The 26,242-nt window shown below is 76.8% G+C and carries 32 protein-coding genes; 18 read left to right on the top strand and 14 right to left on the bottom strand.

Annotation, left to right across the window (positions count from 1 at the left end; all coding sequences use genetic code 11):
• Positions 1-61: 61 nt before the first annotated feature.
• On the bottom strand, positions 62-1,069 hold the full coding sequence (locus tag QSK52_RS28840) for an SDR family oxidoreductase (protein WP_285739126.1): 1,008 nt from the start codon (positions 1,067-1,069) through the stop codon (positions 62-64).
• Between the two features lie 48 nt (positions 1,070-1,117).
• Positions 1,118-1,642, bottom strand: coding sequence for a DUF6328 family protein (locus QSK52_RS28835; protein ID WP_285739125.1), 525 nt, complete (start codon positions 1,640-1,642; stop codon positions 1,118-1,120).
• A 142-nt stretch (positions 1,643-1,784) separates the two neighbouring features.
• Between QSK52_RS28835 and QSK52_RS28830 the strand changes: the two genes are divergently transcribed.
• From QSK52_RS28830 to QSK52_RS28820, 3 genes are read left to right on the top strand one after another with little or no spacing between them, the layout of a single operon-like run.
• A complete protein-coding gene (locus QSK52_RS28830; protein ID WP_285739124.1) occupies positions 1,785-2,471 on the top strand; it encodes an HAD family hydrolase in 687 nt (228 codons plus the stop codon).
• The gene (locus tag QSK52_RS28825; RefSeq protein WP_285739123.1) at positions 2,468-2,617 is read left to right on the top strand and encodes a hypothetical protein; all 150 of its coding nucleotides are present in this window, start codon (positions 2,468-2,470) and stop codon (positions 2,615-2,617) included. Before QSK52_RS28830 ends, QSK52_RS28825 begins: the two co-directional genes overlap by 4 nt.
• A gap of 32 nt (positions 2,618-2,649) precedes the next feature.
• The gene (locus QSK52_RS28820; RefSeq protein ID WP_285739122.1) at positions 2,650-2,946 is read left to right on the top strand and encodes a hypothetical protein; all 297 of its coding nucleotides are present in this window, start codon (positions 2,650-2,652) and stop codon (positions 2,944-2,946) included.
• Here the strand turns inward: QSK52_RS28820 and QSK52_RS28815 are convergent.
• Positions 2,938-4,062 carry an AI-2E family transporter gene (locus QSK52_RS28815; RefSeq protein WP_285739121.1) on the bottom strand — a complete coding sequence of 375 codons (1,125 nt, stop codon included), beginning with the start codon at positions 4,060-4,062 and terminating at the stop codon, positions 2,938-2,940. The genes QSK52_RS28820 and QSK52_RS28815 overlap by 9 nt on opposite strands.
• Positions 4,063-4,284: 222 nt before the next feature.
• On the opposite strand from QSK52_RS28815, the gene ddaH reads away from it, so the two are divergent.
• From ddaH to QSK52_RS28780, 7 genes are all read left to right on the top strand, one after another.
• Positions 4,285-5,184: a dimethylargininase gene (gene ddaH, locus QSK52_RS28810; RefSeq protein WP_285739120.1), complete on the top strand. Its 900-nt coding sequence runs from the start codon at positions 4,285-4,287 to the stop codon at positions 5,182-5,184.
• Between the two features lie 5 nt (positions 5,185-5,189).
• Positions 5,190-6,242 carry an iron-containing redox enzyme family protein gene (locus QSK52_RS28805; protein WP_285739119.1) on the top strand — a complete coding sequence of 351 codons (1,053 nt, stop codon included), beginning with the start codon at positions 5,190-5,192 and terminating at the stop codon, positions 6,240-6,242.
• 71 nt (positions 6,243-6,313) lie between these two features.
• The gene (locus QSK52_RS28800; protein ID WP_435053398.1) at positions 6,314-6,805 is read left to right on the top strand and encodes a flavin reductase family protein; all 492 of its coding nucleotides are present in this window, start codon (positions 6,314-6,316) and stop codon (positions 6,803-6,805) included.
• A complete protein-coding gene (locus QSK52_RS28795) occupies positions 6,802-7,944 on the top strand; it encodes a carboxylate-amine ligase (protein ID WP_285739117.1) in 1,143 nt (380 codons plus the stop codon). Before QSK52_RS28800 ends, QSK52_RS28795 begins: the two co-directional genes overlap by 4 nt.
• Positions 7,945-8,016: 72 nt before the next feature.
• Positions 8,017-8,709 carry a methyltransferase gene (locus QSK52_RS28790; RefSeq protein ID WP_285739116.1) on the top strand — a complete coding sequence of 231 codons (693 nt, stop codon included), beginning with the start codon at positions 8,017-8,019 and terminating at the stop codon, positions 8,707-8,709.
• Entirely contained in the window at positions 8,696-8,974 is a 279-nt protein-coding gene (locus tag QSK52_RS28785; protein WP_435053397.1) for a CDGSH iron-sulfur domain-containing protein, read from the top strand. The genes QSK52_RS28790 and QSK52_RS28785 overlap by 14 nt, the downstream gene beginning before the upstream one ends.
• A gap of 46 nt (positions 8,975-9,020) precedes the next feature.
• Positions 9,021-9,251, top strand: coding sequence for a DUF6213 family protein (locus QSK52_RS28780; RefSeq protein ID WP_285739115.1), 231 nt, complete (start codon positions 9,021-9,023; stop codon positions 9,249-9,251).
• A 29-nt stretch (positions 9,252-9,280) separates the two neighbouring features.
• Here the strand turns inward: QSK52_RS28780 and QSK52_RS28775 are convergent, their stop codons facing one another.
• Complete coding sequence (locus QSK52_RS28775) at positions 9,281-9,487, bottom strand: hypothetical protein (RefSeq protein WP_285739114.1); 207 nt, start codon at positions 9,485-9,487, stop codon at positions 9,281-9,283.
• 226 nt (positions 9,488-9,713) lie between these two features.
• On the opposite strand from QSK52_RS28775, the gene QSK52_RS28770 reads away from it, so the two are divergent.
• Positions 9,714-10,298 carry a hemerythrin domain-containing protein gene (locus QSK52_RS28770; protein WP_285739113.1) on the top strand — a complete coding sequence of 195 codons (585 nt, stop codon included), beginning with the start codon at positions 9,714-9,716 and terminating at the stop codon, positions 10,296-10,298.
• 52 nt (positions 10,299-10,350) lie between these two features.
• On the opposite strand, the gene QSK52_RS28765 is transcribed toward QSK52_RS28770, so the two are convergent.
• Entirely contained in the window at positions 10,351-12,879 is a 2,529-nt protein-coding gene (locus tag QSK52_RS28765; protein ID WP_285739112.1) for a SpoIIE family protein phosphatase, read from the bottom strand.
• Between the two features lie 137 nt (positions 12,880-13,016).
• Between QSK52_RS28765 and QSK52_RS28760 the strand changes: the two genes are divergently transcribed.
• A complete protein-coding gene (locus tag QSK52_RS28760; protein ID WP_285739111.1) occupies positions 13,017-13,634 on the top strand; it encodes a type 1 glutamine amidotransferase domain-containing protein in 618 nt (205 codons plus the stop codon).
• A gap of 153 nt (positions 13,635-13,787) precedes the next feature.
• On the opposite strand, the gene QSK52_RS28755 is transcribed toward QSK52_RS28760, so the two are convergent.
• The 5 genes from QSK52_RS28755 to QSK52_RS28735 form a co-directional block, all read right to left on the bottom strand.
• A complete protein-coding gene (locus QSK52_RS28755) occupies positions 13,788-14,024 on the bottom strand; it encodes a DUF6296 family protein (protein ID WP_285739110.1) in 237 nt (78 codons plus the stop codon).
• A gap of 163 nt (positions 14,025-14,187) precedes the next feature.
• Positions 14,188-14,856, bottom strand: a complete 669-nt coding sequence (locus tag QSK52_RS28750; protein WP_285739109.1) for a D-glycero-alpha-D-manno-heptose-1,7-bisphosphate 7-phosphatase — start codon at positions 14,854-14,856, stop codon at positions 14,188-14,190.
• Positions 14,857-14,993: 137 nt separating this feature from the next.
• Positions 14,994-15,227 (bottom strand): hypothetical protein, encoded by a 234-nt coding sequence (locus tag QSK52_RS28745; RefSeq protein WP_285739108.1) that lies wholly within the window; start codon positions 15,225-15,227, stop codon positions 14,994-14,996.
• A 2-nt stretch (positions 15,228-15,229) separates the two neighbouring features.
• The gene (locus QSK52_RS28740; RefSeq protein WP_285739107.1) at positions 15,230-15,427 is read right to left on the bottom strand and encodes a hypothetical protein; all 198 of its coding nucleotides are present in this window, start codon (positions 15,425-15,427) and stop codon (positions 15,230-15,232) included.
• Positions 15,428-15,561: 134 nt separating this feature from the next.
• Positions 15,562-15,852: a DUF427 domain-containing protein gene (locus tag QSK52_RS28735; RefSeq protein ID WP_285739106.1), complete on the bottom strand. Its 291-nt coding sequence runs from the start codon at positions 15,850-15,852 to the stop codon at positions 15,562-15,564.
• 227 nt (positions 15,853-16,079) lie between these two features.
• On the opposite strand from QSK52_RS28735, the gene QSK52_RS28730 reads away from it, so the two are divergent.
• Positions 16,080-16,433: a hypothetical protein gene (locus tag QSK52_RS28730; protein WP_285739105.1), complete on the top strand. Its 354-nt coding sequence runs from the start codon at positions 16,080-16,082 to the stop codon at positions 16,431-16,433.
• A 91-nt stretch (positions 16,434-16,524) separates the two neighbouring features.
• Here QSK52_RS28730 and QSK52_RS28725 read toward each other — a convergent pair whose 3' ends face one another.
• Entirely contained in the window at positions 16,525-17,157 is a 633-nt protein-coding gene (locus QSK52_RS28725) for a hypothetical protein (protein WP_285739104.1), read from the bottom strand.
• 202 nt (positions 17,158-17,359) lie between these two features.
• Here QSK52_RS28725 and QSK52_RS28720 point away from each other — a divergent pair, with 202 nt between their 5' ends.
• Positions 17,360-19,126 carry a glycoside hydrolase family 15 protein gene (locus QSK52_RS28720; RefSeq protein ID WP_285739103.1) on the top strand — a complete coding sequence of 589 codons (1,767 nt, stop codon included), beginning with the start codon at positions 17,360-17,362 and terminating at the stop codon, positions 19,124-19,126.
• 15 nt (positions 19,127-19,141) lie between these two features.
• Here the strand turns inward: QSK52_RS28720 and QSK52_RS28715 are convergent, their stop codons facing one another.
• Positions 19,142-20,443 (bottom strand): DUF1254 domain-containing protein, encoded by a 1,302-nt coding sequence (locus QSK52_RS28715; protein WP_285739102.1) that lies wholly within the window; start codon positions 20,441-20,443, stop codon positions 19,142-19,144.
• Positions 20,444-20,575: 132 nt separating this feature from the next.
• Positions 20,576-20,953, bottom strand: a complete 378-nt coding sequence (locus QSK52_RS28710; RefSeq protein WP_285739162.1) for a MerR family transcriptional regulator — start codon at positions 20,951-20,953, stop codon at positions 20,576-20,578.
• 75 nt (positions 20,954-21,028) lie between these two features.
• Here QSK52_RS28710 and QSK52_RS28705 point away from each other — a divergent pair, with 75 nt between their 5' ends.
• Genes QSK52_RS28705 through QSK52_RS28695 form a run of 3 tightly spaced genes read left to right on the top strand, consistent with a single transcriptional unit; the run spans position 21,029 to position 24,844 of the window.
• Positions 21,029-22,246 carry an MFS transporter gene (locus QSK52_RS28705; RefSeq protein WP_285739101.1) on the top strand — a complete coding sequence of 406 codons (1,218 nt, stop codon included), beginning with the start codon at positions 21,029-21,031 and terminating at the stop codon, positions 22,244-22,246.
• A gap of 31 nt (positions 22,247-22,277) precedes the next feature.
• Positions 22,278-23,639, top strand: coding sequence for an NtaA/DmoA family FMN-dependent monooxygenase (locus QSK52_RS28700; RefSeq protein ID WP_285739100.1), 1,362 nt, complete (start codon positions 22,278-22,280; stop codon positions 23,637-23,639).
• Positions 23,636-24,844, top strand: a complete 1,209-nt coding sequence (locus QSK52_RS28695) for an LLM class flavin-dependent oxidoreductase (protein WP_285739099.1) — start codon at positions 23,636-23,638, stop codon at positions 24,842-24,844. Before QSK52_RS28700 ends, QSK52_RS28695 begins: the two co-directional genes overlap by 4 nt.
• A gap of 49 nt (positions 24,845-24,893) precedes the next feature.
• On the opposite strand, the gene QSK52_RS28690 is transcribed toward QSK52_RS28695, so the two are convergent.
• Entirely contained in the window at positions 24,894-25,622 is a 729-nt protein-coding gene (locus QSK52_RS28690) for a VOC family protein (RefSeq protein WP_285739098.1), read from the bottom strand.
• 186 nt (positions 25,623-25,808) lie between these two features.
• On the opposite strand from QSK52_RS28690, the gene QSK52_RS28685 reads away from it, so the two are divergent.
• The gene (locus QSK52_RS28685) at positions 25,809-26,228 is read left to right on the top strand and encodes a GntR family transcriptional regulator (protein WP_285739097.1); all 420 of its coding nucleotides are present in this window, start codon (positions 25,809-25,811) and stop codon (positions 26,226-26,228) included.
• The last annotated feature ends 14 nt before the right edge of the window (positions 26,229-26,242 follow it).

Below are 26,242 nucleotides of genomic sequence, written 5' to 3'. Positions count from 1 at the left end.
CCCGTCCGGCGAGTGGTGCGGAACCGTTCGCCGGACGGGCCCGGCCGTTGCCGTCCGGAGCTCAGCGCCGCTGCCCGCGGGCGAGGGCTCCGGCGGTGAGCAGGGCGCCGGCGGCCGCCGCGAGCGGGGCGCGGTGGCGGTCGGCCCAGGCCTGGAAGGAGCGGGAGCGGGCCTCGGCGTCGAAGCGGCCGTGGGCGCCGTGGTCGCGGTGGTCGTCGAGCGGGGCCCACAGGTTGTCGGGCTGGTCGGGCGGGCGCGGGGTGTCGGTCTGCTGGCCGTCGAAGCCGGTGCGGGCGAGGTAGCGGTCGAACAGGCCGGGCGCGAGCGCGTTGGCCAGCAGGGTGGCGACGGTGGAGGCGCCGACCCGGTACTCCCGGCGGCCGGGGTGGTCGGCGGCGTGCACGACGGCGCGGGCGATCGGCTCGGGCTGGTAGACGGGTCCGAGGGGGCGGCCCTCGCGGGGCAGCCGGGAGCGCACCCAGTCGAACTGCGGGGTGTTGACGGCGGGCAGTTGCACCATCGTGGTGCGCACCGCCGTGCCCTGGTGCAGCAGTTCGCAGCGCACCGCCTCGTTCCAGCCCTGCAGGGCGTGCTTGGCGCCGCTGTAGGCGCTCTGCAGCGGGACGCCGCGGTACGCGATCGCCGAGCCGACCTGGACGACGCAGCCGCGGTCGCGCGGCAGCATCCGGCGCAGCGCGGCGCGGGTGGCGTAGACGTAGCCGAGGTAGGTGACCTCGGTGACGCGGCGGAAGTCGGCGGGGGTGACCTCGGTGAAGGGGGCGAAGACGGAGGCGAGGGCCGCGTTGACCCAGACGTCGATCGGGCCGAGGGTGCGCTCGACGCTCTCGGCGGCGCGTTCGACGGCGTCGGGGTCGGCGAGGTCGACGGTGACGGCCATCGCGCGGGCCCCCGCGCTCCGGGCCTCCTCCAGGGCGGCGTCCAGGCCGGCCCGGCCCCGGGCCAGCAGGGCGACGCGGTCGCCGCGGGCGGCGAACGCGCGGGCCACGGCGCGGCCGACGCCTGCGGAGGCGCCGGTGACGACGACGGTTCGGGGTTCGGTGGGTGCCATGGCAGGCGTCTGGCCGCCCTCGCCGGAACGGAAACCGCTCCCCCGGCTTCAACGCCCCCCGTCCCCGTCCCCGTCCCCGTCTCCGTCCCCGTTGCCGTTGCCGTTGCGGCGCAGCAGCAGCCAGGGCAGCACCAGCCACCACAGCACGAACCAGCCCATCACGGCGGCGACGATCAGCCAGGCGAGCGGGCTGCCGCCGGTGGCCAGGTGCAGCAGCATCAGCAGCGCGGAGCCGACGGTGAGGGCGAGCAGCACGACGCCGAGGGTGACCACCCGGGCGGTGGCGTCGACGAGCTGGGGCTTGAGGCGGCGCCCGGCGAGCAGCCGGTGGTAGGCGACGGGGGCGATCAGCGCGCCGGTGGCGAGGGCGCCGAGGACGACGGTGACCACGTACAGGCCGCGTTCGAAGGCGTCGAGGGCGGTGAAGCGCGGCGTGAAGACCACGCTCAGCAGGAAGCCGAACAGGATCTGCGCGCCGGTCTGGGCGACCCGGACCTCCTGGAGGAGTTCGGTCCAGCGCCGGTCCGCACGCTCGTTCGGGGTCTCGTTCCGGCCCAGGTGCACTTCGGACATGGTCGCGGCCTCTCCTCCCCCGGCGTCTGTCCGTCCGGGTGCGGCGGAAAACGGGGGTGTGGAGCGGTGCGGCCGGGGTAGACGGGGGCTCGCACCGGAAGAGGTACGGGCCGACGGGCCCTGGTCGGGAGGAGGCGACGGCATGGCAACGGACGTCGCGGCCGCACTGTTCGACGTGGACGGCACCCTGGTGGACACCGTCTACCTGCACACGCTCGCCTGGTGGCAGGCGCTGGCGCAGTACGGGCACGAGGTGGACGCGGCCCGGATCCACCGGGCCATCGGCATGGGCAGCGACCACCTGCTCGACCACCTGCTCGGCGAGGACCGGGACCGCTCCGAGGACGACGCGCTCGACGCCGCGCACCTCGCGCTGTACGCCCAGCACTGGCCCGGTCTGCGGGCCTTCCCGGGGGCGGGCGACCTGCTGCGGGAGTGCGACCGGCGGGGCTGGCGGGTGGTGCTGTCGACCTCCGCCTCGGGGCGCGAACTCGACGTGCTGCGACGGGTGCTGGACGCCGACGACGCCGTGTACGCGGTGACCGACTCGGACGGGGTGGACGCCTCGAAGCCCGCCCCGGACCTGGTGCAGCGGGCGCTGGAGCAGGCGGGCGCGGCGGCGGAGCGCTCGGTGTTCGTCGGCGACAGCGTCTGGGACGTCCAGGCGGCGGGCCGGGCCGGGACGCCGTGCGTGGGGGTGGAGACCGGCGGGTTCGCCGCCGCGGAGCTGCGCGGCACCGGCGCCGTCGAGGTGCACCCCTCGGTCGGCGCGCTGCTGGAGCGTCTCGACCGCAGCGCGCTGGCGCACCCCGCGGCGGGTGAACGGTGAGCGGAACGCGCACGCCGGGCGGCCGCCTCGGCCGGGTGGCCCGCCACCTGGGCTACCGCACCCGCACGGTGTCCTGGACGGCCCTGTGCACCCTGTGCGCGCTACTGGGCCCGGCCACGGCCACGATCACGATCACGGACGACTGACGACTGACGACTGACGACTGGCGGTGAGGACGGTGGACGGCGCGACGCTCTCCCCCCGGGAGCGCCACCTGCTGGCGGCCCTGGAGGCCGAACTGCGGGTGGACGTCGAACTCGACCTGCGCCTGCGCACCATGCGCCACCACCAGGTCCGGGCCCTGCTCGGCCCGCCCTGCCGGGCCCTGCTGGCCGCGCTGCTGGTGCTGGCGGCGGCGGTGGCGGAGGCGCTCCGACTGACCCGGGCCGGTCTGGTGCTGCTGGCGGCCACGGCGGCCCGCGCCGTCCGCCCGTCCCCCGGCGGCCCCGGGCGTCGCCGCCCGCACCTACCGTGAGGCCGGGCCGCCCCTTCCACCCCCGTCCGGCGCCTCCCCGTCCCGCAGTTCGCGGAACACCGCCCAGCCCACCGACAGCACCGGCACCGCGACGGCCGCGCCGACGATCCCGCCGAGGGTGCCGCCGACGGCCACGGCCAGGGCGACCGCGACGGGGTGCAGCCGGACGGCCCAGCCCATCACCAGGGGGTGCAGGACGTGGCCCTCCAGCTGGCCGATCAGCACGATCAGGGCCAGCACCAGCAGGGCGGTCACCGGGCCGCGGGTGGCGAGGGCGACCAGGGAGGCGACGGCCAGCGCGATCGGCGAGCCGACCAGGGGGATCAGCGCGGCCAGGAACTCCAGCCCGGCGAGCGGCAGCGCCAGCGGCACGCCCAGCACCGCCAGCGCCACGCCGACCAGGACGGCGTTGGTGCCCGCGACCAGGAACAGACCGCGGGTGTACCCGGCGAAGGTGCGCCAGGCGGCGTGCCCGGCCCGGTGCCAGACGGAGGCCGTCCGCTGCGGCAGCAGGTCGGTCGCCCAGTGCCACATCCGCTCCCCGGAGTGGGTCAGGAACACGGCGCAGAAGACCGCGAGCGCGAGCACCGCGCCCGCCTCGACCAGCCACCCGGCGCTGGTGACGGCGGTGGACAGCACGGCCTGCCGGTGGCTGCCGATCAGGTCGGCCAGCCGGTGCCGCAGGTCGGACAGGGTGCCGGTCCTGGCGTGCAGCGGCGGGCCCTCCAGCCAGTGCTCCAGCCGGTCGACGCCGCTGCGCACCTGCCCGCCGAGCTGCCCGGTCTGCGCCCGGACCACCATCGTGACCAGCAGCCCCAGCCCCACGATCAGCGCCAGCGCGCTCAGCAGCGTCAGCAGCACGGCCAGGGCGCGCGGCATCCGGCGGGCCAGCAGGTCGACGGGGGGCCGCAGCACGGCCGTGATCACCAGGGCGACGAACAGCGCCACCACCGGCAGGATCAGCTTGCTGACCAGCAGGTAGCCCGCGTACCCGGCGGCGGCCACCACCAGCAGCCGCCAGGCCCGGCCCGCCGCCCGTTCCAGCGCGCTCCCCCGCCGGTCGTCCGGCCGCCCGTACGACCGCACCGCGGGCGCCCGCACCGCACCGGGGCGCACCGGACCCGACCGGGCCCTGCGTGCTCGCGCCCCCAGTGCCCGCGCCCGGCGGGCGGTGTTCCCCGCGCGTCCGCCTCGACCGTCCCTCCGGCGTTCGGCTCCCGGTTCCACGGCACCACCACCTCCGGCCGTACCGTCTGCCCGGTGGCCGCCGTTCCACCCCCGCCACCCGCATCCCGTCGGGGCCGTTTCGCGGTGGGCGGCGGCGGACAGACGCGGCGCATGGACACGGTCACCGCTCCTGCCGCCCCCGCCCGCCCCCGTCCCGGACCTGGGGTGCGGCGGCGGCGCTACCTGCTCTGCCCGCCCGAGCACTTCGCGGTGGAGTACGCGATCAACCCGTGGATGGACCCGGACCGGCCGGTGGACCGGGCGGTGGCGCTGCGGCAGTGGCGGGAGCTGGCGGCGGTGCTGCGCTCGCTCGGCCACCGGGTCGACCTGCTGGCGCCGGAACCGGGCCTGCCCGACATGGTGTTCACCGCCAACGGGGCCACCGTGGTGGGCGGCCGGGTGCTGGTCGCGAACTTCCGGCACCGGCAGCGCGCGGGCGAGTCGGCGGCGCACCGGCGCTGGTTCGCGGCCGCGCGGTTCCGGCAGGTCCGCACCGCAGCCGAGGTCAACGAGGGCGAGGGCGACCTGCTGGTGGCCGGGCGGCGGATCCTCGCGGCCAGTGGTTTCCGCACCACCACCGCCGCCCACCGGGAGGCCCAGCGGGTGCTCGGACTGCCGGTGGTGTCACTGGAGTTGACCGATCCGCGCTACTACCACCTGGACACCGCGCTGGCCGTGCTGGACGACACCCGGGTGATGTACTACCCGGACGCGTTCGCCCCGGGCGCCCGCCGGGAGCTGCGCCGCCTCTACCCGGACGCGATCCTGGCCACCGCGCCGGACGCCGCCGCGTTCGGCCTGAACGCCATCAGCGACGGCCGCCACGTGGTGCTGCCCGCAGCCGCCCGGGGCCTGGCCGGGCGGCTGCGGGCGGCGGGTTACGTCCCGGTGCCGGTCGATCTCACGGAGCTGCGGAAGGCCGGCGGCGGCCCCAAGTGCTGCGTCCTGGAGCTCCGTTCGGAACGCGCCGGGGCTCCCACGACGAACCGACCTGAGCAGAAGGGGACTTGACCGAGGTGGACACCGTACGGACCGCACCCCGCACCGACCCCGGCGCACCGCCGCTGCCCACGGCCCGCGGCCCGCTCTCGGCCGCGGTCCTCGCCGCGCTGCACCACTCCGCCCCCGCGCCGCTCTCGCCCCCGCCGTCGGCCGACCCGCCGGACCCGTGGGGCGAGGACCTCCAACTCGCCCTGTACGTCTGCTACGAGCTGCACTACCGCGGCTTCGCGGGCGTCGACGACTCCTGGGAGTGGTCGCCCCCGCTGCTCGCGCTGCGCGGGCGGCTGGAGCGGACGTTCCTGGCCGCACTGCGCCAGGAGGTGGGCCAACCGCCGCCGCTGGAGGACGTGTTGGCCGACCTGCTGGTCAAACCCCCGGACGGCGACGGCCCTTCGCACCACCTGCTGACGACGGGCACCCGGCAGCAGGCCCGCGAGTACCTGGCGCACCGCTCGCTGTACCACCTGAAGGAGGCCGATCCGCAGATGTGGGCGGTGCCCCGGCTGCCGAACCCGGCGAAGGCGGCCCTGGTCGCCGTGCAGTACGACGAGTACGGCGCGGGCCGGCCGGAGCGGGCGCACGCCGAACTGTTCGCCGCGATGATGGCCGACTTCGGGCTCGACCCGGCGTACGGGGCCTACCTGGACGCGGTGCCCGCGCCCGCCCTCGCCGTGGTCAACACGATGTCGCTGTTCGGCCTGCACCGCTCCCTGCGGGCCGCCCTGGTCGGGCAGTTCGCCGCCGTGGAGATCACCTCCCCGCCCGGTGCGGCCCGGCTCGCCGCCGCGTTCGAACGGCTCGGCGCCTCGCCGCGCGGGACGTTCTTCTACCGCGAGCACGTCCTCGCCGACGCCGTCCACGAGCAGCTGGTGCGGCGCACCGTGATCGAACCGCTGCTCTCCGGGCCGTCGGACTGCCCCGCCCCGGAGATCGCCTTCGGCGCCCTGGCCTACGCCCGGGCCGAGGACCGGCTCGCCGACCACCTGCTGACCGCCTGGCGCTCCGGCGCCCCCTCGCTGCGCGTCCCGCTGCCCGCGGAGCGGCCCCCGGAAGGAGCCGGAGCATGAACCCGACGACCGGAACCGGAGCCACCGGCGGGGCGACCGGCGGGCCGGTGAGCGGATCGACCGGCGGGCCGGTGAGCGGGGCGGGGGCGTTCCTGCCCCTGCTCGACCCGCCCGTGTACGTCGTCACCGCCGAGGCCCGGGGCACCAGGGCCGGCTGCCTGGTCGGCTTCGGCTCGCAGTGCTCGATCCACCCGGAGCGGTTCGCCGTCTGGCTGTCGCACGGCAACCGCACCCACCGGGTGGCCTCGCGCGCGACGGCGCTGGCCGTCCACCTGCTGCCGCCGGACGACGCGGGCCGGGCGCTGGCCCGGCTGTTCGGCGAGCAGACCGGCGACGACACCGACAAGTTCGCCCGGGTGAGCTGGCGTCCGGGCCCGGCCGGGGTGCCGGTGCTCACGGACGCCACGGCCTGGTTCGCCGGGCGGGTGGTCGGCCGGGTCGAGGGCGGGGACCACACCGCGTTCCTGCTCGACCCGCTGGCGGGCGGCGGGGCCGACCCGCCACCGCCCGCGGTGCTCACCCTGCGGGACGTCGCCGCCCTCGACGCGGGACACCCGGCGTGAACAGCCCGCCGCGTCCACGCAGTCCGGGCCCGCCGCTGCTGCGCTTCGGCGTCGAGGAGGAGTTCCTGCTGACCGGCCCGCGCAGCCGGGTCACCGTGCCCGCCGCCGAGGCGGTGGTCGCGGACGCCGCCCGGACGCTCGGGCCGCGCGCCCAGCACGAGTTCCTGGCCACCCAGGTGGAGGGCTGCACCCGGCCGGTCGGCACCGCCGCCGAGCTGCGCGCCGAACTCGCCGACACCCGCGCCGCGTTGCTGGCGGCCGCCGACCGCGCCCACTGCCGACTCGTCGCCAGCGGCACCCCGGTCCTGCCCAGCCACCACCCGCTGACCGTCACCCCGAAGCCCCGCTACCTGCTGCTGGCCGAGCGGATCGACGGCGTCGCCGACCAGGTCGGCGCCGAAGTGTGCGGCTGCCACGTCCACCTGGGCGACCTGACCCACCGTCAGGCCCTGTGGCTCAGCGCCCGGATGCGCGGCTGGCTGCCGCTGTTCCAGGCGTTCTGCGCCAACTCCCCGTTCTGCGAGGGCACCGACCACGGCACCGCGTCCAACCGGCCCGACCGGTACGCCCGTTGGCCGACCTTCGGCCCGGCCCCGGTGCTGGACGAGACCGGCTACCGCACCGCCCTGGAGCGGCTGCTCGCGGACGGGGTGATCCTCGACCGCCGGATGCTGTACTGGTTCGCCCGGCCGTCCGAGCACCTGCCCACCCTGGAGGTGCGGGTCGCCGACAGCTGCGCCGACCTGGACACCGTCGTGCTGCTGGCCGTCCTGCTGCGCGCCCTCGCCCACACCCTGCTCGACCCCCGCACCCGGGCCCGCCCGCGGCCGGTCCCCGACGGTCCGCTGCGGCAGGCCCACCGCCGCGCCGCGTCCGCCGCCCTCGACGCCCGGCTGCCCGACCCGCTCACCGGCCGTCTCCAGTCGGCCCGCCAACTCCTGACCGAACTGGTCGAGTTCACCGCACCGGCCCTGCTGCGCACCCACGAACTCGGACTCGCCCGCCACCTCTCCGCCCGCCTGCTCACCACCGGCTGCGGCGCCGACCGGCAACGCGCCGCCCTCACCCGCCACGGCCGCCTCACCGCCGTCGTCGACGACCTCGCCCACCGCACCGCCGCCACCACCCCGGCGCCCTGAACCCTGCCTCCACCGCGCTCTCCGGAGCCCGCCGGACGTGTGGTCCGCCGGCTGCCGGGCATACGCGGCCCCATGCTGCTGCTACGACCGCCCGGCGTGTACCCCGCCCAGGGGGACACCGCCCTGCTGCTGGAAGCCCTCGGCCGCGAACCGCTGCGACCCGGCGCACGCTGCCTGGACGTCGGCACCGGCTCCGGCGCGCTCGCCCTGGCCGCCGCCCGGCGCGGCTGCCGGGTGACCGCCGTCGACCTGTCCCGGCTGTCGCTCGCCACCGCCTGGCTGAACGCCCGCCTGCGCCGCCTCCCGCTGCGCGTGCGGCACGGCGACCTCACCCCGGACACCCCCGCCGACGTCCCGTCCGCCCCGTCCACCCCGTCCACCCCGGACGGCGGCCGGTACGACCTGGTGCTGAGCAACCCCCCGTACGTCCCGGCCCCGCACCCGGGCCCGGCCCCGCGCGGGCCCGCCCGGGCCTGGGACGCCGGGCCGGACGGGCGGCTGCTGCTGGACCGGCTGTGCCGCCGGGTGGCCCCGCTGCTCGCGCCGGGCGGGGTGCTGCTGCTGGTGCAGTCCTCGCTGGCCCGGCCCGAGGCGACGGTGCGGCAGTTGCGGGCCGCCGGTCTACGGACGTCCGTCGTGGCCCGGCGGCTGCAGGGTTTCGGCCCGCTGATGACCGCCCGCGCCCCGTGGTTCGAGCGCACCGGGCTGATCGAGCCCGGCGTGCGCACCGAGGAGCTGGTGGTGATCCGCGGTGTCCGCGCCTGACGCCTCCCCGCCGCCGCCCCCGCCGCCGCGGATCCGGCTGACCGACCGCGGCCCGCTGCTGGTCGACGGCCCGGTGGACCTGCTGCTGCCGGACGGCACGGTGCTGCACTGCGACCGCCCGGTCGTCGCGGTCTGCACCTGCCGCCGCAGCCGCCGCTACCCGCTGTGCGACACCAGCCACCGCGGCCACCGCCGTCCCGCCCCCGCCTCCGCCCCCGGCGCGCCGTCGTTTCCGCCGGACGGCTCCGGGCAGACGCCCGGATGAGCGCAGAACCCCGAACGGTACCCACGCGCAGGAGGAGGTGGACGCCATGGGACGACTCAATGTCCCGGTGATCTGCGGACTGTCCGGCGGCCTGGCCATTCCGGCCCTGCAGGTGGTCGAACTGCTGCGGGCCCTACCCGAGGAGTGGGAGGAGTGGGCCGACCACGAGGACAGCGGGCTCGACCCCTCGACCACCGCCACGCTCGCCGACCTGGTCCGCCAACTCGCCGACCAGATCGACCTCGCCTGCATCGAGATCGCCAGCGACGAGGAGTGACCGCGGCGGACCCGTCGGCCCCCGCCCGATCACGCCACCGTCCTCCCGGCCCTCCCGCCGCGGTCGCCCTGGTCGCCCCGGTCACCGCAGGCGTAGCGGGCCCGGGCGCGGCGGCACAGCTGCTCGGGGTACCGGAACTGCCCGCGCGGGGCGAGCGGCACCCGGCGGCCCGGGCGGCGGACGGCGTGCGCGGTGCGTGCGGCGGGCGTCGCCGCAGTGGTGCGTCCTCGCGGCATGGCTCCTCCTCCGTGGGGGCGTTCGTCCCTCTCCCCCACCCGGTCGACCTGGCGGTGGTCACCGCGCCTACCCGCCGGGCCGGACGCCAATCCGCGGGCCCGGGTCGGCCGCCGTCACCGTCCCTGCCCCCGCCCCGGCCCCGGCCCCGACCTGGTGTTTCCCCTCGCACCGGCAGGGCAGGCGCCCGGCAGGACGGGGGAGGACCACCGGAGGAGGCGTACGGGCATGGCCGCCGATCGCGAACCGGACCTGCTGGAGCAGTTGACGACCGACCACGAGGTGCTGCGGGTGCGCTTCAGCGAACTCGCGGGGCTGCCGCTGGGCGACCCGCGGCGCCGCCGGCTGGCGGCGGTCGCGGCCGACGCCCTGGTGCGGCACCTGACGGCCGAGGAGGAGCACCTGTACCCGATCGCCCGGCACGGCCGCCCGCCGGGCGACGACGCGGTCGACCACGGTCTGCAGGCGCACGCCGCGCTGCGGGCCCTGGTGCGGGAGCTGCGGGAGGCGGCGGCGGACACGACGGCGGGCACGGCCGAGTTCGACCGCCTGGTGGCCCGGCTGGTCGAGGCGGCCACCGGGCACTTCGGCCTGGAGGAGGCCCGGCTGTTCCCGACCGTGCGCGAGCACACCGCCCCGGTGCGGCTGACGGCGATGGGCGCTCAGCTGCGGGCCACCGAGGCGGCGGCCTCCGCGATGCCCCGGCCGGGCCCGGGGGCGCAGGCGCCGCCGGACGAGCTGGTGGCCCCGGAGCTGCCCTGGCGCGAGCGGATGCACCGGCGCTTCCGCTTCGGCGACTCCAGCGAGGACTGACCCCCTCCGAACACCGCCGTCCGGACGCGGCACCGCTCGGTCCTGGCGCCGTTCAGTCCTGGCGGCGGACGGCGAGCAGGCAGATGTCGTCGGACGGGTTGGGCGCGCCGAAGCGGCGCAGCAGGTGGTCGAGGAGCCCGGCGGAGCCGGGGGCGGCCCGGTAGTCGGTGCAGGCGCGCAGCAGCCGGTGGACGCCCGCGTCGGGGTCGGTGCCGGCACCGGCACCGGCACCGGCACCGGCCGCGGTGCTGCGGCGCTCGATCAGGCCGTCGGTGTAGAGCAGCAGGGTGTCGCCGGGTGCGAGCTTGAGTTCGGCGGTGGGGCGGCGGGCGCGGGTGGTGACGCCGAGGACCAGGCCGGGGGGCGGGTCGAGGGTGCGGGCGGTGCCGTCGTGGAGGAGGACGGGTGGCAGGTGTCCGGCCCGGGCCCAGGCGAGGTGTCCGGTGCGGGGGTCGAGGCGGGCGACGGTGACGGCGGCGATGTGGTCGGCGCGCTGGTGGCAGAGCATCCGGTCGAGACGGTCCAGGAGCTGCCCGGGCGGAGCGCCGTCGTAGGCGAACCCCCTGAGGGCGTACCGGAGTTGGGACATCACGATGGCGGCGGGCAGGCCGTGTCCGGAGACGTCGCCGACGGCGAGCAGGACGGTGCCGTCGGGCAGGTCGAGCAGTTCGTACCAGTCGCCGCCGACCTTGCGTTCGCGTTCGGCGGGCAGGTAGCGGGCGGCGCTGTCGAGTCCGGGGACGGGGCGTCCGGCGGGGGCGCGCATCAGGGCCTGCTGGAGGGCGCGGACGGCGCGCTGCTCGTCGCCGGTGCGGCGGCGCTGGTCGGCGAGGCGGTCGCGGGTGTCGTTGAGGGCCCGTTCGGCGCGCCGCCAGGGGGTGACGTCCTGGACGACGCCGGTGAGCGCGAGCAGGCGGCCGTCGTCGGCGCGGGCGGCCTCGCCGAGGGCCCGCAGGTTGCGCTGTCCGTCGGCGGCGCGGACGGCGAACTCGGCGGTGACGGAGGCCCGGCCGTCCAGCAGGGCCCGGGCGGCGGCGCGGACGGCCTCGCGGTCGGCGGGGACGACCGCGTCGAGGGCCGCGCGCGGGTCGAGGTCGCCGGTGGCGTCGGCGGCGCCGAAGAGCGGCGGGACGTTGTCGGAGCAGGTGATCCGGCGGTCGCCGGGGTGCCACTCCCAGGTTCCGGCCCGGGTCAGGCGGGCGGTCTGGGCGAGTTGGGCGATCCGCCGGTCGCGTTCGTCGTGGGTCCGCCAGGTGAGCAGCAGGCCGTCCTGGAACGGGACGGCGTGCACGGTCATGGCGCTGGCCCGGGCGCTGCCGCCGACGGTCTCGACGTACCGTTCCGTCTCGCCCAGGTAGGGGATGCCGTCGGCGGCGGCGGTGCGCAGGCGGTCGAAGGTGCCGGAGGCGACCATGCCGGGGTACAGCTCGGTCAGCCGTCGCCCGCGCAGTTCGGCGGCGTCCCGTCCGGCGAGGTCGACGGTGGGCGCGTTGGCGTGCTCGACCCGCAGGTCGGTGACCTTCCCGTCCTCGTCGTGGACGGCGCGCAGCAGCAGCACCGGGTCCAGCAGCCCGTCCAGCACCGCCCGGAACCACGGGGCGCCCGCCGGGTCGAGCGGTGCGGTCACCCCGGCCGGGCCGACCGCACCGGGCGCGGCGGACGGGGTGGCCGGGGCGGACGGTGCGGCTCCGGGCAGGCGCAGCAGCGCGTCGGCGGTGAGGTCGGCGAGCGCGGCCAGGTGCGCCCGGACGGCCGGGTCCGGGTCCAGCCGCTCCGCCCAGCCGATCTTGAGCGCGCCGAGCAGCCGCCCGTCGGCGTGCAGCGGGAGGGCGCAGACGGTGGTGCCGGGCACCAGGTCGTCGCCGCCCAGTTCGGGGTAGCGGGCGGCGAACTCGCGCCGGTCGGCCACCCACACCGGTCGGCCGGTGCGGACGGCCTCGGTGAGCGGCACCCGGGTGAGCGGCGGGATGCGCTGCCACTGGCTGAGCTGGCGGGCGGGCACCCCGTGGGCGCCGACTAGTCGCAGCGCGCCGTCCGGTTCGCGCACGGCGAGGACCAGCGCCTGCGCGCCGAGCGGGTCGAGGGCGGTCCGGTGCAGGTGTTCGGCGAGCTCGTCGGGGTCGGCGGCGGTGGCGAGCGCGGCGGCGGCCAGGTGGAACCGGGCCGCCAGCCCGGGCCCGTTCCCCTCCTCCTCCCCGCCCGACGGCTGCCCGGGCTGTACGTGCTGCGCGGGCTGTACGTGCTGTGCGGGCTGCGGCGCGTCGGGGGCCGCAGGTGGTGCGGGGGCCGCGGGTGGTGCGGGGGCCGCGGGTGCCGGGGCTTCCCGGGCGGCGGGGGGCGGGGCGGCCGCGGCGACCAGGTCGGCGGCGATCTGCGCCAGCTTGCGGTTCCCGTCCTGCGAGCGACGCACCAGTTCGTCGAACGCCCGCTCGGGCGCGTAGCCGAACCGGCCGACCAGCACGCCCTTGGCCTGCTCGATCACGGCCCGGGTGCGCATCGCGGTGCGCAGGCCCTCCAGTTCGGTGCGCAGCCGGTCGACCGTGGCCTCCAGCTCGGCCCGTTCCCCGTCCACCCTGTCCACCGCCTCCTCGGTTCCGCCTCCACCCTATGCCGCCGTGCACCTTTCACGGTGGTTTGCCACCCTTCGCTCCCGGTGAGACGCGCCCTGCGGGGACCTCCCGCGGACACGCCCACCCCCTCCAGGAACGGAGAGCCGCCATGAGCGCACCGAGCGAACCCCACCAGCCGACCGCCTCGAACGAGCCGTACGAGCCGAGCGGGCGGACCGAGCTGGACGGCACGACCGTGGCCTTCCTGGTCGCCCCCGAGGGCACCGAGCAGGTCGAACTGAACTCGCCGTGGCAGACCGTCCTGGACCACGGCGGCACCCCGCGCCTGGTCTCCACCGAACTCGGCGAGATCCGGGCCTTCCACCACCTCGACCGGGGCGACGCGTTCATGGTGGACGCGGCCGTCGCGGACGTCTCCGCCGCCGACTTCGACGCCCTGGTCCTGCCGGGCGGCGTCGCCAACCCGGACTTCCTGCGCACCGACTCGCGCGCGGTGGAGTTCGTCGCCGGGTTCTTCGCCCGGGGCAAGCCCGTCGCGGTGATCTGCCACGGGCCGTGGACCCTGATCGAGGCCGACGTGGTCCGCGACCGCACCATCACCTCCTGGCCCAGCCTCCGCACCGACCTGGGCAACGCGGGCGCGCACTGGGTCGACCGCGAGGTGGTGGTCTGCACCAACGGCCCCAACACCCTGGTCTCCAGCCGCAAGCCGGACGACCTCCCGTCCTTCGACCGCGCCCTGGTCACCGCCTTCGCCGCAGCCTGACAACACCGCCGCAACGCCCCGGCTCCCCGCAGTGGGGCCGCCGCACCGCCGGGCCACGGCCAACGCGCGGGCGCAACCGCACAACCGGGCCGTCGGGCGGTCGGGCCGCGGCCCACGGGGCCGACGGGCAGGCACAGCCGCCCGGTCGGGCCGTCAGGCGGCGGCCAGCGGGTAGGCGTAACCGTAGGGGTGGGCGAGGCCGGACGGGTACGGCTCCAGGAAGCACGCCACCTCCCCGTGCACCGTCACCCGCAGCCCGTCCGCCCCCGCGTACACGGCCAGCCCCTCCGGGGTGGTCTCCGCCGAGCGGTACACCACCACCATCACCTGCGGCGCGTGCGCCCCCGGTCGCCCGGGGACGACGATCCGGTAACCGTGCGGCCCGTCCATCACTCCACCTCACCAAGTCTCGCCCCGCCCGCGCATACCCCGGGGGCGTTCGCCCAACCCCGCGGCCCCGCCCCGCCACCCTGCCCGCCCCTGCCCCTGCCCCTGCCCTTGCCCCTGCCCCACGGTCCTGCTCCTCGCTCCGCCCCCTCGGCCCCCGGCCCCCTCAGCCCCCGCCCACCGGCACCGCCCCGCCCGCGCGCAGCAGCCGGACGGCGCCCGCCAGGTCCGCGGCGTGGCGGCGGCCCGCGGCGGCGACCTCGCCGGGGCGGGTGGCTGCGGTGGGGACGAGGAGGCCGTGCGCTCCGGCCTCGGCCGCGGCGACCAGGTCGGCTCCGGTGCCGCCGATGACCGTGGTGCGTTCCGGCGGCACCCGCAGCGCCCGGGTCGCGGCGAGGACGAGGCCGGGGGCGGGCTTGCGGCAGCCGCAGTGGTCGGCGGGGGCGTGCGGGCAGACGGCCCACACGTCGAACGGTCCGAACAGTTCCGCGATCCGGTGGTGTACCGTCTCGATCCGGCTCCTGGTCAGGATTCCCCGGGCGACCCCGGGTTGTTCGGTGAGCACCCCCAACCGCACTCCCAGCGACCGCAGTTCGTCGACCGCCGCCCGGGCGCCGGGGCGGGGGTAGACCCGGCCGGGGTCGCCGTTGTACGCGATGTCCGCCACCAGCACCCCGTCCCGGTCGAGCAGCACCGCCGTCCCGGCGCCGTCCCCCGCCGTCCGCCGCCCCGTGAGTCCCGGCGTCACCACCCACGGCCCGGACGGGCGTTCCCCACCGCCCGAGCGGACCTCCGTGGTGGGCAGCGGCTCCAGGTACTCCGGCGTGAACTCCATACCCAGCGGCTGACCGGGCCCGCCCACCTCAAACCCCTTCCCGCCCCCGCCGGCCCTTCCCGCGCATCCCCCCGCGGTCGGGCCCCCGGCCGCCGTCGTCCGGCGGCCGGGGGCCCGAGTCCGTTCCTTCCCCGTCCTCAGTCCGCGGCGTACGGCTCCTCCCCCGCCCCGGACCGGAACCACGCCCGCCCGCGCCGCACGGCGCGGGCGATCCGCTCCGGGTCGAGGCCGCCGACCGCCCGCAGCTCCTCCGGGGTGGGTCCGCGGCCGTCCAGCCGGAGTGCGGCGTAGAGCTGACCGAGCCACAACTCCTCCGGCGTGCAGTGCTGTTGGCGCTTCCGCCACCGCTGCGGCGTCCGCACGACCACCACCGTCAGTCCTCCCCCAGCACGGCGTACAGTTCCACGTCCGCGGGAACGGCCGCCTCGGTGGACCGCACGGGCTGCGCGGAGTGCTCCGCCGGGGCGGACCGCTCCGCACGGTGCGGCGAGCGCACCGGCCTCGGCCGCGACCGGCCCGCGATGCCGACCGGCCCCGCGGGGATGGGGATCAGGTGACGAGGGGTGTCCATGACGGCGCTTCCTTCCGGTCCCCCCTGTGCTGCTCCTGCTCCCCCTCTCCTGGCCCCCGCGCCTACCCGGGCGCTCCCGCGGAAAACCGGACCGCGACACCCGCCGCCAGGGCGCCCCCGCAGCCGGAACTCCCCTACTCGGCCGCGGTGACGTCCACCCCGCGCCAGAAGGCGACCCGGCCGCGGACGTGCTCGGCTTCCGGCTTCGGCTCCGGGTAGTACCAGGCGGCGTCCGGGTTCTCGGCACCGCCCACCGAGACCGTCCAGTAGTGGGCGGTGCCCTTCCAGGAGCAGACCGTCGTGGTGTCACTGGGAACGAAGAACTCCCGGTTCAACGCCTCCGCCGGGAAGTAGTGGTTGCCCTCCACCAGCACCGTCTCCTCGGACTCGGCCAGCACCGCACCGTTCCACACCGCGCGCACCATCCGCCCCACCGCCTTCCCGCTCCGCCGTCACCGTTCCGCCCTCCGACAACTCCCGCTCCGGCCGAGGCGTTCCCCGCCCGGAGCACCAGCGGGCCCCGGAGCACCGGAGCGCCGTCAGCGGTCGGCCGCCCGGCGCGTGCGCGGCCACGGTCGACGCCGGCCCGGGGCACCAGAAGGTGCGGACGGACGTCGAGCCGCTGCAGCGCCGGTTCCCGGGGATCGGCAGCTTGTCCGACCCCCACTGGCTGGGCTACGACCCGAACGACTCGGGCCGCGAACCGATCCCGGACCAGGACCCGCGGATCCGCGTGGTCGGCACCGCCCGGCTGCCCGCAGGTGCGGTCAGGTCGATCGTCAGCACCCCGGGGTACGCCTTCGAGCCCTCCGCCCCGGCCCGGCCGCCGAAGGAGCTGGCGGCGTTCCTGCCCGAGCACGCCGGGTGGCTGGCCGGCGCCGGCTACGACAGCCGCATCACCGGCGCCCGCTACCCGGGCAGATTCCACCTGGCTCCTGCCACGGACCGGGTGTGCTTCGACACGGTCGACCCCGCGATCGTGGACGGCTCGCACCCCCGGCAGTGAGTCCGGCAGCGGGAGTCGACACCGCTGACGAACGGTGCCGCCCGGCTCCCCACCGCCCCGACGACCCGAGCTGACCCTCCGTCGCCCTCCCCTACCCCTCCTCCTCCCGCATCGCGGCCTCCTCCGCCGACTGCCCGGGGCGCTCCTCCTCCTCGTCGCGGCCGCCCTCCCAGACCTCGGGCCGCTCCGCCGCCAGTCGGTCGTCCAGCGACTCGCCCTCGGCCTGTTCCGCACCCGTCACCCCGAAGGACTCGGCGGCCACCGGCCGGTCGCCGGGGACGGGCGGGCGTTGCGGGTCGGCGGCCTGTTCGGCGGCGGGTGAGCCGTCCGCCAGGTCGGGGAGGCCCTCGTCCTCGGGGTCGGCCGCCGGGTCGGCGGGGCGGGCGCGTTCGGGGTCGAGCGCGGCGGGGGCGTCCTCGACCGCGTCGGGGGGCACCGGGCGGTCGGGGGTGCGGGGCGGTCCGGGCGGGTCCAGTTCGCGGGTCACCCCGTGGCCGGACGTCCGTTCCTCTCCCTCCCCGGGCTGGACGCCCGCCACCGGGCCCTCGGCGATCTCGGGCTGCTGTTCGTCGTTGCCCGCGACGTTGGCCGTGCCGCCCTTGCCGATCGGCGCGGGGCGGCGCTGCGTGCCGTCCTCCTCGGGCGTCGCGTCCGGTCGCCCCCCGGTGTCCGCGGGGCCGGTCGCCCCGCCCATGTCGTGCAGCGGACGTCCCTGCCGTCCCATCGCCGTCTCCTCCGGTCGGGTTCCGCCGCCCCCACCGGGGGTCGGCGCGTGCGCCGAGGCGTGTGCCCGCCCACCTGCGACGGAAACCGGCCCCGAACCGGACGGGCCCCGGACCGGACGGGCCCCGGGCGGGGAGGTTTCCGCGCCACCGGGCCGGAAAGCCGCGCCCGGAGAGCCCCCACCCGATCCCCGGAGGCCGCCCGTGCCCGCCCTGCCCGCCGCGTCCCGCCCCTGCGCCCCGCCGCCCCCGCACGTGCTGCGCGAGTACGCGCTGCTCGCGGACGGTCGGCGCGGCGCCCTGCTCGGCCCGGACGGCGTGGTGAGCTGGCTGTGCGCGCCGCGCTGGGACAGCGACGCGGTGCTGTCGGCGCTGATCGGCGGCCCGGGCTGGTACGGCCTGACGCCGACCGGGGCGTACGTGCCGGGCGGGCGGTACGAGGACGGCGGGCTGGTGTACCGCAGCCGCTGGGTGACCAGGGGCGGGGTGGTGGAGTGCCGGGAGGCGCTGGCCCGTCCGGCGCAGGCGCACCGCACGGTGCTGCTGCGCCGGGTCCTGGCGGTGGACGGTCCGGCCGAGCTGGAGGTGTCGCTGCACCCGGCGGCCGGTTTCGGCACCGCCCGCACCTCCGAGCCGGTCCGGGACGAGGCGGGCGTCTGGTCGCTGCGCACCGGCCCGCTGCACGTCCGGCTGACCGGTCTGCCCGAGGCCCGTCCGGGGCGCTGCGGCGGCCTGCACGCGGTGCTGCGCGTCGACGCGGGGGCCGCGCACGACCTGGTGCTGGAGCTGGCCGACCGCCCGTTCGACGCCGCCCCGCCCACCCCGGACCGGGCCTGGGCGGAGACGGAGGCGGCCTGGGCGGCGGACGTCCCGGCCCCGGCCGAGCTGGCGGGCCTGCCGGGTGCGCGCGACGTCCGGCACGCGCACGCCGTGCTGACCGGCCTGACCGGCCCGGACGGCGGCACCGTGGCCGCGGCCACCACCAGCCTGCCCGAGCGGGCCGAGCAGGGCCGCAACTACGACTACCGGTACGTGTGGATCCGCGACCAGGCGTACATCGGCCAGGCGGTCGCGGCCCGCGGCCCGCACCCGCTGCTGGCGGGTTCGGCGCGCTTCGTGGCGGCCCGGCTGCTCGCGGACGGGCCGCGCCTGGCGCCCGCGTACACCGTCGACGGCAGGCCGGTGCCGGACCTGCGCAGGCTCGAACTGCCGGGCTACCCGGGCGGGTTCGACGTGGCGGGGAACCGGGTGCGGCGGCAGTTCCAGCTCGACGGGTTCGGCGAGGCGCTGCTGCTGCTGTCCGCCGCCGCCCGGCACGACCAGTTGGACGCGGACGGGCGCCGGGCCGCCAAGGTCGCGGTCGAGGCGATCGCCGCCCGGCACCGCGACCCGGACAGCGGCATCTGGGAGCTCGGCCCCGACCACTGGACGCACAGCCGCCTGACCTGCGCGGCCGGTCTGCGGGCCGCCTCGGAGGCCCTGCACCGCCCGGACTGGCTGCCGCTGGCCGAGCGCCTGACCGCCACCGCGCTCACCGACTCCCTGCACCCGAGCGGGCGTTGGCAGCGCTCCCCGACCGACCCGGCGGTGGACGCGGCCCTGCTGCTGCCCGCCCTGCGCGGCGCCGTCCCGCCCCGGGCCCGCCCCAGCCGGGCCACCCTGGAGGCGGTCCTCGCCGAGCTGGCCGAGGACCACCACTGCTACCGCTTCCGCCACGGCCCCGGCCCGCTCGCCGAGGCCGAGGGCGCGTTCCTGCTCTGCGGGTTCCTGGTCTCCCTGTCGCTGCTGGCCCAGGGTCGCCTGCCGGAGGCGCTGCGCTGGTACGAGCGCAACCGCGCCGCCTGCGGCCCGGCCGGTCTCTACGCCGAGGAGTACGACGTCGCCCAGCGCCAACTGCGCGGCAACCTCCCGCAGTCCTTCGTCCACGCCCTGCTGCTGGAGACCGCGACCCGCCTCGCCCCGGAGTTCTAGCCGGGGCCGGTGGTCTCAGCCGATCCGGCGGACGGCGGGCGGGCTCCAGCGCCCGTCGAGGGCCTCCGGCCGGGGCGCGTACAGGCGCAGGGTGAGGCCGAGCGGTCCGTTCGGCGCGGGCAGCCAGTTGGACCGGCGTTCGGGGCCGGGGTCGCGGTGGGAGACCAGCAGGTCGAGCGAGCCGTCGGCGTTGTAGGCGAGCGGGTCGCGGTCGCCCAGGGCGAAGCGGTCGATCTCGTTGGCGACCTGGAAGCCCTGGGCGTCGTACATCGTCACCGACCAGAACGCCTGGACGGGCGGCAGGCCGTCCGCGGGGAAGTGCAGCAGGTAGTCGTGCTCGCCGGTGACGGGGCGGCCGTCCGCGTCGACGGTCAGGACGGGGTAGATCGCGTCCTCCGGCGGGTTGGCGCCCAGTCCGATCGCGGCGACGGCGGCCCGCTTGAAGTAGGCGTTGCCGTAGACGCCCATGGTCTCGACGGTGACGCGCCAGCCGTTGACGGGGCTGCCGATGGTGGCGGGGGAGGCCATGATCGCCTCCCGGGCGGAACGGGCCCCGGCCTCCAGCGCCGCGGTCTCGGCGTCGGAGAACCGGGCGGGGTCGAACTCCCGGCCGGGGACGATGCCGAGGGCGGCGATGCGGGCCAGCACGGAGAAGTCCGTGGGGTGCGGCGGGTTGACGGCCAGGGCGCGGGCGGCGCGGGTGAAGAACTCGACGGCGCCGAACCCGTTGACGGTGGCCAGCGGGTCGCTGACGGCGTCCACCGTCGGGTCGACCCGGTGCTCGACCGGGTGGAGGGCCTTCGCCACGAGGCCGTCCTGGATCCGCCGGACCTTCTCGTAGTCGGCGGGCCCGTTGGTCTGGATCCGCCCGATCACCCACGCGTACGGGGTGGGCGAGCGCAGCACCCTGGCCCCGACCGGGAGTTCGCCCCGGTGGTCGGGGCCGACCACCAGGTAGTCCTGGTCGCCGGAGCCGGTGGTGCGCGGGCCGAGGGTGGCGAACACGTCGGTCCACATGTCCAGCAGCGGGACCATGAAGTAGCGGCCGCCGGTGTCCGAGACGTGCAGCTGCACCGGGCCTTCCCGCAGGTCCAGCCAGGCGGAGGAGTACAGGGTGTCGAAGTTGGGCCGCACCACCGAGCGGAACTCCGCGGACGGGAACTCCCGCAGGTGGTGGAACTCGTTGGGCGGTCCGAAGAGCGGTTTGGTCCCCGGGGGCGCGGAGACCGACTGGTGGCGGGTGACGTCCATGGTCACCAGCGGGTAGAGGTACACGTACGCCTCGTGGGCGAGCGTCCGCAGGTCGTCCGACATCATGGTGGTGCGCTCCCTCGCGTCCGGACCGGGGGCCGGAAGGGCCCCCGAACGGACGCTTCCGCCCCCGGCCGCCGCCCGCAAGGCCGATCGGCCGGACGGGTGAGGCTCCGGCCCGGACGGCCCGGGTGAGGTTCAGCCGGTGGCCGCCGGGTCGCCGCCGGTGACCACCTCCAGGTACTCGTTCATCGCGTCCCGGTTGCGGACCAGGCAGTTGATCCGCTGGGTGATCCGGTCGCGCTCCTCGGTCAGGGTGGCGATCATCTCGGGGGTGGCGTCGGAGAAGTGGATGGTGCGGGGCTTGTCGAGGCAGGGCAGGATCTGTCTGATGATCCGGGTGGGCAGCCCGGCGTCGAGCAGTCCGCGGATCTGCAGCACGCGGTCGGCCAGCCGCTCGTCGTACTCGCGGTAGCCGTTGGCGGCCCGGGTGGAGACGATCAGCTGCTGTTCCTCGTAGTAGCGCAGCAGCCGCCGGGAGGTGTTGGTGCGCTCCGACAGCTGACCGATGCGCAGGCTTCCCACTGTGATCCACCTCACGTCGAGCCGCGTTGACCCTCACACTGGTGTGAGGGTTTCACCATAGCCGCCATGAGCACCCGGTCACCAGTCCACGATCCCTCAGAGACCCTTCCCCGCCAGCGAGTTCGCCGCGACGGCCTGCCGCTGTCGGCGCTGCTGGCGCTGGCCACGGCGGTGTTCGTGACCAGCCTGACCGAGACGCTGCCCGCGGGCGTGCTGCCCGCGCTGGGCGCCGACCTGGGGGTCGGCGAGTCGGCGGCGGGCCAGGCGGTGACGGTGTACGCGGTGGGCACCGCGCTGACCGCGATCCCGCTGACCGCCGCCACCGCGGCCTGGCGCCGCAAGCGGCTGCTGCTGTCGGCCACGGGCGCCTTCGCCGTCGCCAACACCGTCACCGCGCTGTCCTCCTCCTACCCGCTGACCCTCGCGGCGCGCTTCCTGGCGGGGGTGGCGGCGGGCCTGGCCTGGGCGCTGCTGGCGGGGTACGCCCGCCGGTTGGCGCCCGTCCACCTGCAGGGCCGGGCGATCGCGGTCGTGATGACGGGCATCCCGGTGGCGCTCTCGCTGGGCGTGCCCGCGGGGACGTTCCTGGCCGGGGCCACCGACTGGCGGGTGGCGTTCCTGGCGATGACGGCGCTCGCGCTGGTGGTCCTCGGCTGGACCGCGGCGGCGGTGCCGGACCTGCCGGGGCAGCCGCCGGAGCGGCGGGAGCGGATCCTGGGGGCGCTGGCCGTCCCGGGGGTGGTGCCGGTGCTGTTCGTGACGCTGGTGTTCGTGCTGGCGCACACCGTGCTGTACGCGTACGTGGCGAGCTACCTGGACGACCTGGGGATGGGCGGTTCGACCGACCTGGTGCTGCTGGTGTTCGGCGTCGCCTCGCTGGTGGGCGTCTGGGTCACCGGGGCGCTGATCCACGGCCGGCTGCGGGTGCTGACCGTCGCCGGTGCCGTGCTGGTGGCCGTCGCGGCCGCCGTGCTGGGGCTGCTCTCGGACGTGCCCGCGCTGGTGTACGCGGCAGCGGCGCTGTGGGGCCTGGGCTGGGGCGGCGTGCCGACGCTGCTGCAGACCGCGGTCGGCGACGCCGGGGGCGAACGGGCGGACGCGGCGCAGGCGATGCTGGTCACGCTCTGGAACGCGGCGATGGCGGGCGGCGGCGTCCTGGGCGGGGTGCTGCTGGACGCCGCGGGCGCCGCGTCGCTGCCCTGGAGCGTACTGGCCCTGCTGGCCCCGGTGCTGGCCGTGGTGCTCGGCGCCCGCGCGCACGGCTTCCCCGCCCGCCGCGCCTGAACCCGTCCCCACCCCCTCCGGAGGTCGTCCCGTGTCCGCCCGCCCCCTCAAGCAGGTCCACCTCGCCGCCCAGTTCCCGAGCGTCCAGCACACCGTCGTCTGGTCCGACCCGGCCGCCGGGAGCCAGATCGACTTCGACTCCTTCGCCCACCTCGCCCGGACCGCCGAACGCGGCCGGTTCGACTTCCTCTTCCTCTCCGAGGGCCTGCGGCTGCGCGAGCACAAGGGCCGGGTGCACGACCTGGACGTGGCGGGGCGGCCCGAGTCGCTGACCGTGCTCAGCGCGCTGTCCGCCGTCACCACGCACCTCGGGCTGGCCGCGACGGTCAACTCCACCTTCAACGAGCCGTACGAGGTGGCCCGGCGGCTGGCCACCCTGGACCACCTGAGCGGCGGCCGGGCCGCCTGGAACGTGGTGACCAGCCACGACGCCTTCACCGGCGAGAACTTCCGCCGCGGCGGCTTCCTCGACGAGGCCGACCGCTACTCCCGGGCCGTCGAGTTCCTGCACACCGCACGGGAGTTGTGGGACAGCTGGCGGCCGGGTGACCTCCGGGCGGACGCCGCCTCCGGCGAGTTCGCCCGGGCCGGGGCGGGCCGGTTCGCCCACCGGGGGCGGCACTTCGACGTCTCCGGCCGGTTCAGCACCCCGCCCGGCCCGCAGGGGCACCCGGTGATCATCCAGGCGGGCGACTCCGCCGAGGGCCGCGAGTTCGCGGCCGCCGACGCCGACGTCATCTTCAGCCGGCACGCCGACCCGGCGGGCGGCCGGGCCTTCTACCGGGACGTCAAGGCGCGGCTGGCGACGTACGGGCGCTCCCCGGCCGACCTGAAGATCATCCCGTCGGTGAGCTACGTCCTGGGCGACACCCCCGCGGAGGCCGCCGAGCGCGCGGAGCAGGTCGCCCGCGCGCAGGTGAGCCCGCAGACCGCGCTAATGCTGGTCGAGGCGGTCTGGGGCCGCGACCTGTCCGGCCACGACCCGGACGGCCCGCTGCCGGAGGTCGACCCGGTGCCGGAGGGCGTCGTCACCCGGGGGCACACCCAGTACCGCAGCCGGGGCCGCGAGGAGACCGTCCGACTCTGGCGCGAGGTCGCCGAGGAGCGCGGGCTGAGCACCCGGGGCCTGGTCACCGAGCTCACCGCCCGGCCCACCTTCGTCGGCACGCCGCGCCAGGTGGCCGACGCCATGAACGCGTTCGTGCAGGGCGACGCCGCCGACGGCTTCGTCCTCTCCCCGCACACGGTGCCCGGCGGGCTGGACGAGTTCGTCGACCGGGTGGTGCCGCTGCTCCAGGAGCTGGGCGTCCACCGCGCCGACTACACCGGCACCACGCTCCGCGACCACCTCGGGCTGAAGCCCGCCCGCCGCCCCTTCGAGGAGACCCCGTGACGCCCCGCCTGCACCTGGCCGTCGCCCTGGACGGCACCGGCTGGCACCCCGCCGCCTGGCGGGAGCCGGACGCCCGGCCCGCCGAGGTCCTCACCGCCCGCTACTGGGCCGACCTGGTCCGCGAGGCCGAACGCGGCCTGCTCGACTTCGTCACCTTCGAGGACGCGCTCGCCCTCCAGTCCGCCGCCCCCCACCACCCCGACGACCGCACCGACCAGGTCCGCGGCCGCCTGGACGCCGTCCTGCTGGCGGCCGCGCTCGCCCCGCTGACCTCGCGCATCGGCCTGGTCCCGACCACCAACGTCACCCACACCGAGCCGTTCCACCTGGCCACCGGCATCGCCTCGCTCGACCACGCCAGCCGGGGACGCGCGGGCTGGCGCCCGCAGATCACCTCCCGCGCCGCCGACGCCGCCCACTTCGGCCGCCGCACCACCCCGCAGCTCACCGACGCCGACGTCCGCGACTCCGAACTGATCGCCGCCCGGCTGCGCGAACTCTTCGACGAGGCCCACGAGGTGGCCGAGGCCGTCCGCCGGCTCTGGGACAGCTGGGAGGACGACGCGGTGATCCGCGACACCGCGACCGGCCGCTACCTGGACGCCGCCAAACTGCACCACGTCGACTTCACCGGCGCGCACTTCTCCGTCCGCGGCCCGTCCATCACCCCGCGCCCGCCGCAGGGCCAGCCCCTGGTGACCGTCCTCGCCCACGCGAGCACGCCGTACGGACTCGCCGCCGCCGCGGCCGACCTGGTCTACCTGACCCCGCACTCGCGCGCCGACACCACCGCCCGCCTCGACGCCCTCGCCGCCGCCTCCGCCACCCACCCCCGCCCGCTCCCGCAGCCGCTGAAGGTCTTCGCCGACCTGGTGGTGTTCCTGGACGAGCGACCCGGCCGGGCCGCCGCCCGCAAGCGCCGCCTCGACGACCTGGACGGCGCCCCGTACGCCTCCGACGCCGAGGTCTTCACCGGCACCCCCGGCGAACTCGCCGACCTGCTGCTCGACTGGCGCGGGGCGGGCCTGGACGGCTTCCGCCTGCGCCCCGGCGCCCTCCCCCACGACCTCACCGCGATCACCACCGGCCTCGTCCCCGAGCTCCGCCGCCGCCACGCCTTCCGCACCGCCTACGAGGCCGACACCCTCCGCGGCCTGCTCCGCCTCCCCCGTCCGGCCAACCGCTACGCCACCGGCACCCGGTAGGACGCCGCCCGACGGGACGCCCCGGGGGACGCCGCCCGACGGCGGTCCCCTACCGGGGCGTCCCCACGGAGAACTCGTTGCCGTCGGGGTCGAGCATCAGCACCCGGCCGCCTTCCCCGGGGCCGGCGCCGCCGCGCGTCGCGCCGAGCGCGACCAGGCGGTCGACCTCCGCCTCCCGGTCGGCGCCGACGGGGAGCGCCAGCTCGAACTGCAGCCTGTTCGGGCCCGTCTTCGGCGCCACCGGGGGACCACCCCAGGTGATCTTCGTACCGCCGTCCGGTGACTGGATCGCGGTCTCCTCGCCCTGGTCCCAGACCAGCGGCCACCCCAGCGCCCCGCTCCAGAAGTGGCCGACCTCGCGGGTGCCGTCGCAGGCCAGCGCACCGATGACGTCGGTGTCGGCGAGGAACGCGTTCCCGGCCGCGATGACGCAGAACTCGTTGCCGTCCGGATCGGCGAGCACCACGTGCCCCTCCTCCGGGCGCTGGCCCACGTCGACGTGCTTCCCGCCGAGCCCCAACGCCCTGGCCACGATCTGCTGCTGGTCCTCCGGAGAGGCGCTCGTCAGGTCGAAGTGGGCCCGGTTCGGCCCCGTCTTCGGCTTCCCGTTCGGCCGGAACCGGATGCGGAACCCGGCGGCGCCCGGGCCCGGAGGCAGGATGACGGCCTCCCCCTCCGAGCCGCCGACCGACTCCCACCCCAGGACCCCGGACCAGAAGCGCGCCAGGTCCGCCGGTCGGGTCGCGTCGCAGCAGATCGCGAACAGTCGACTGGTCATGCCCCGTCCTCCTCCGGTCAACCAGGGGCAGCCGCCCCCCGAGGGCGCAGCCTAGGTCGCGGGCGCGGCACCCGCACGCGAGTTTCCGCCGGAAGGCCCCGGCCCGCCTCCTCCCGAACCGATTTGACGTTCCGTCAGCCCTGCATCACTATTCCACTAATCAATTAGTGGAAGGGCGATGGTGGTGTGATCGAGTACCGCCTCGACCGGCGCAGCGGCGTCCCGACCTACCAGCAGATCGTGCAGCAGACCGAACAGGCCCTGCGGCTCGGCGTGCTGCGGCCGGGGGACAAGCTCCCCACGGCCCGTGAGGTGGTGGAGCTCACGGCGGTCAATCCCAACACCGTGCTCAAGGCGTACCGGGAGCTGGAGCGCGCGGGCCTGGTGGCACCCCGGCCGGGACTGGGGACGTTCGTCCTCCGCTCGCTGGCCCGGCCGGAGGCCGCCGAGGACGGGCCGTTGCGCGCCGAGTTGACCGCCTGGGTGGACCGGGCCCGGGGCGCCGGACTCGACCGGGAGGACGTCGCCGCGCTGGTGGCCTCCGTGCTGGACCAGCGCTTCGCGACCGGTCTCCGCCCCGGCCCGGCGCCGGACGCGACAGGGTGACCCGACAGACGAGG

It is taken from the genome of Kitasatospora phosalacinea (assembly GCF_030268885.1).
Classification (GTDB): Bacteria; Actinomycetota; Actinomycetes; order Streptomycetales; family Streptomycetaceae; genus Kitasatospora; species Kitasatospora phosalacinea_C.
The sequence above is the reverse complement of the archived record's forward strand: the minus strand, read 5'-3'. Positions and strand labels throughout refer to the sequence as shown.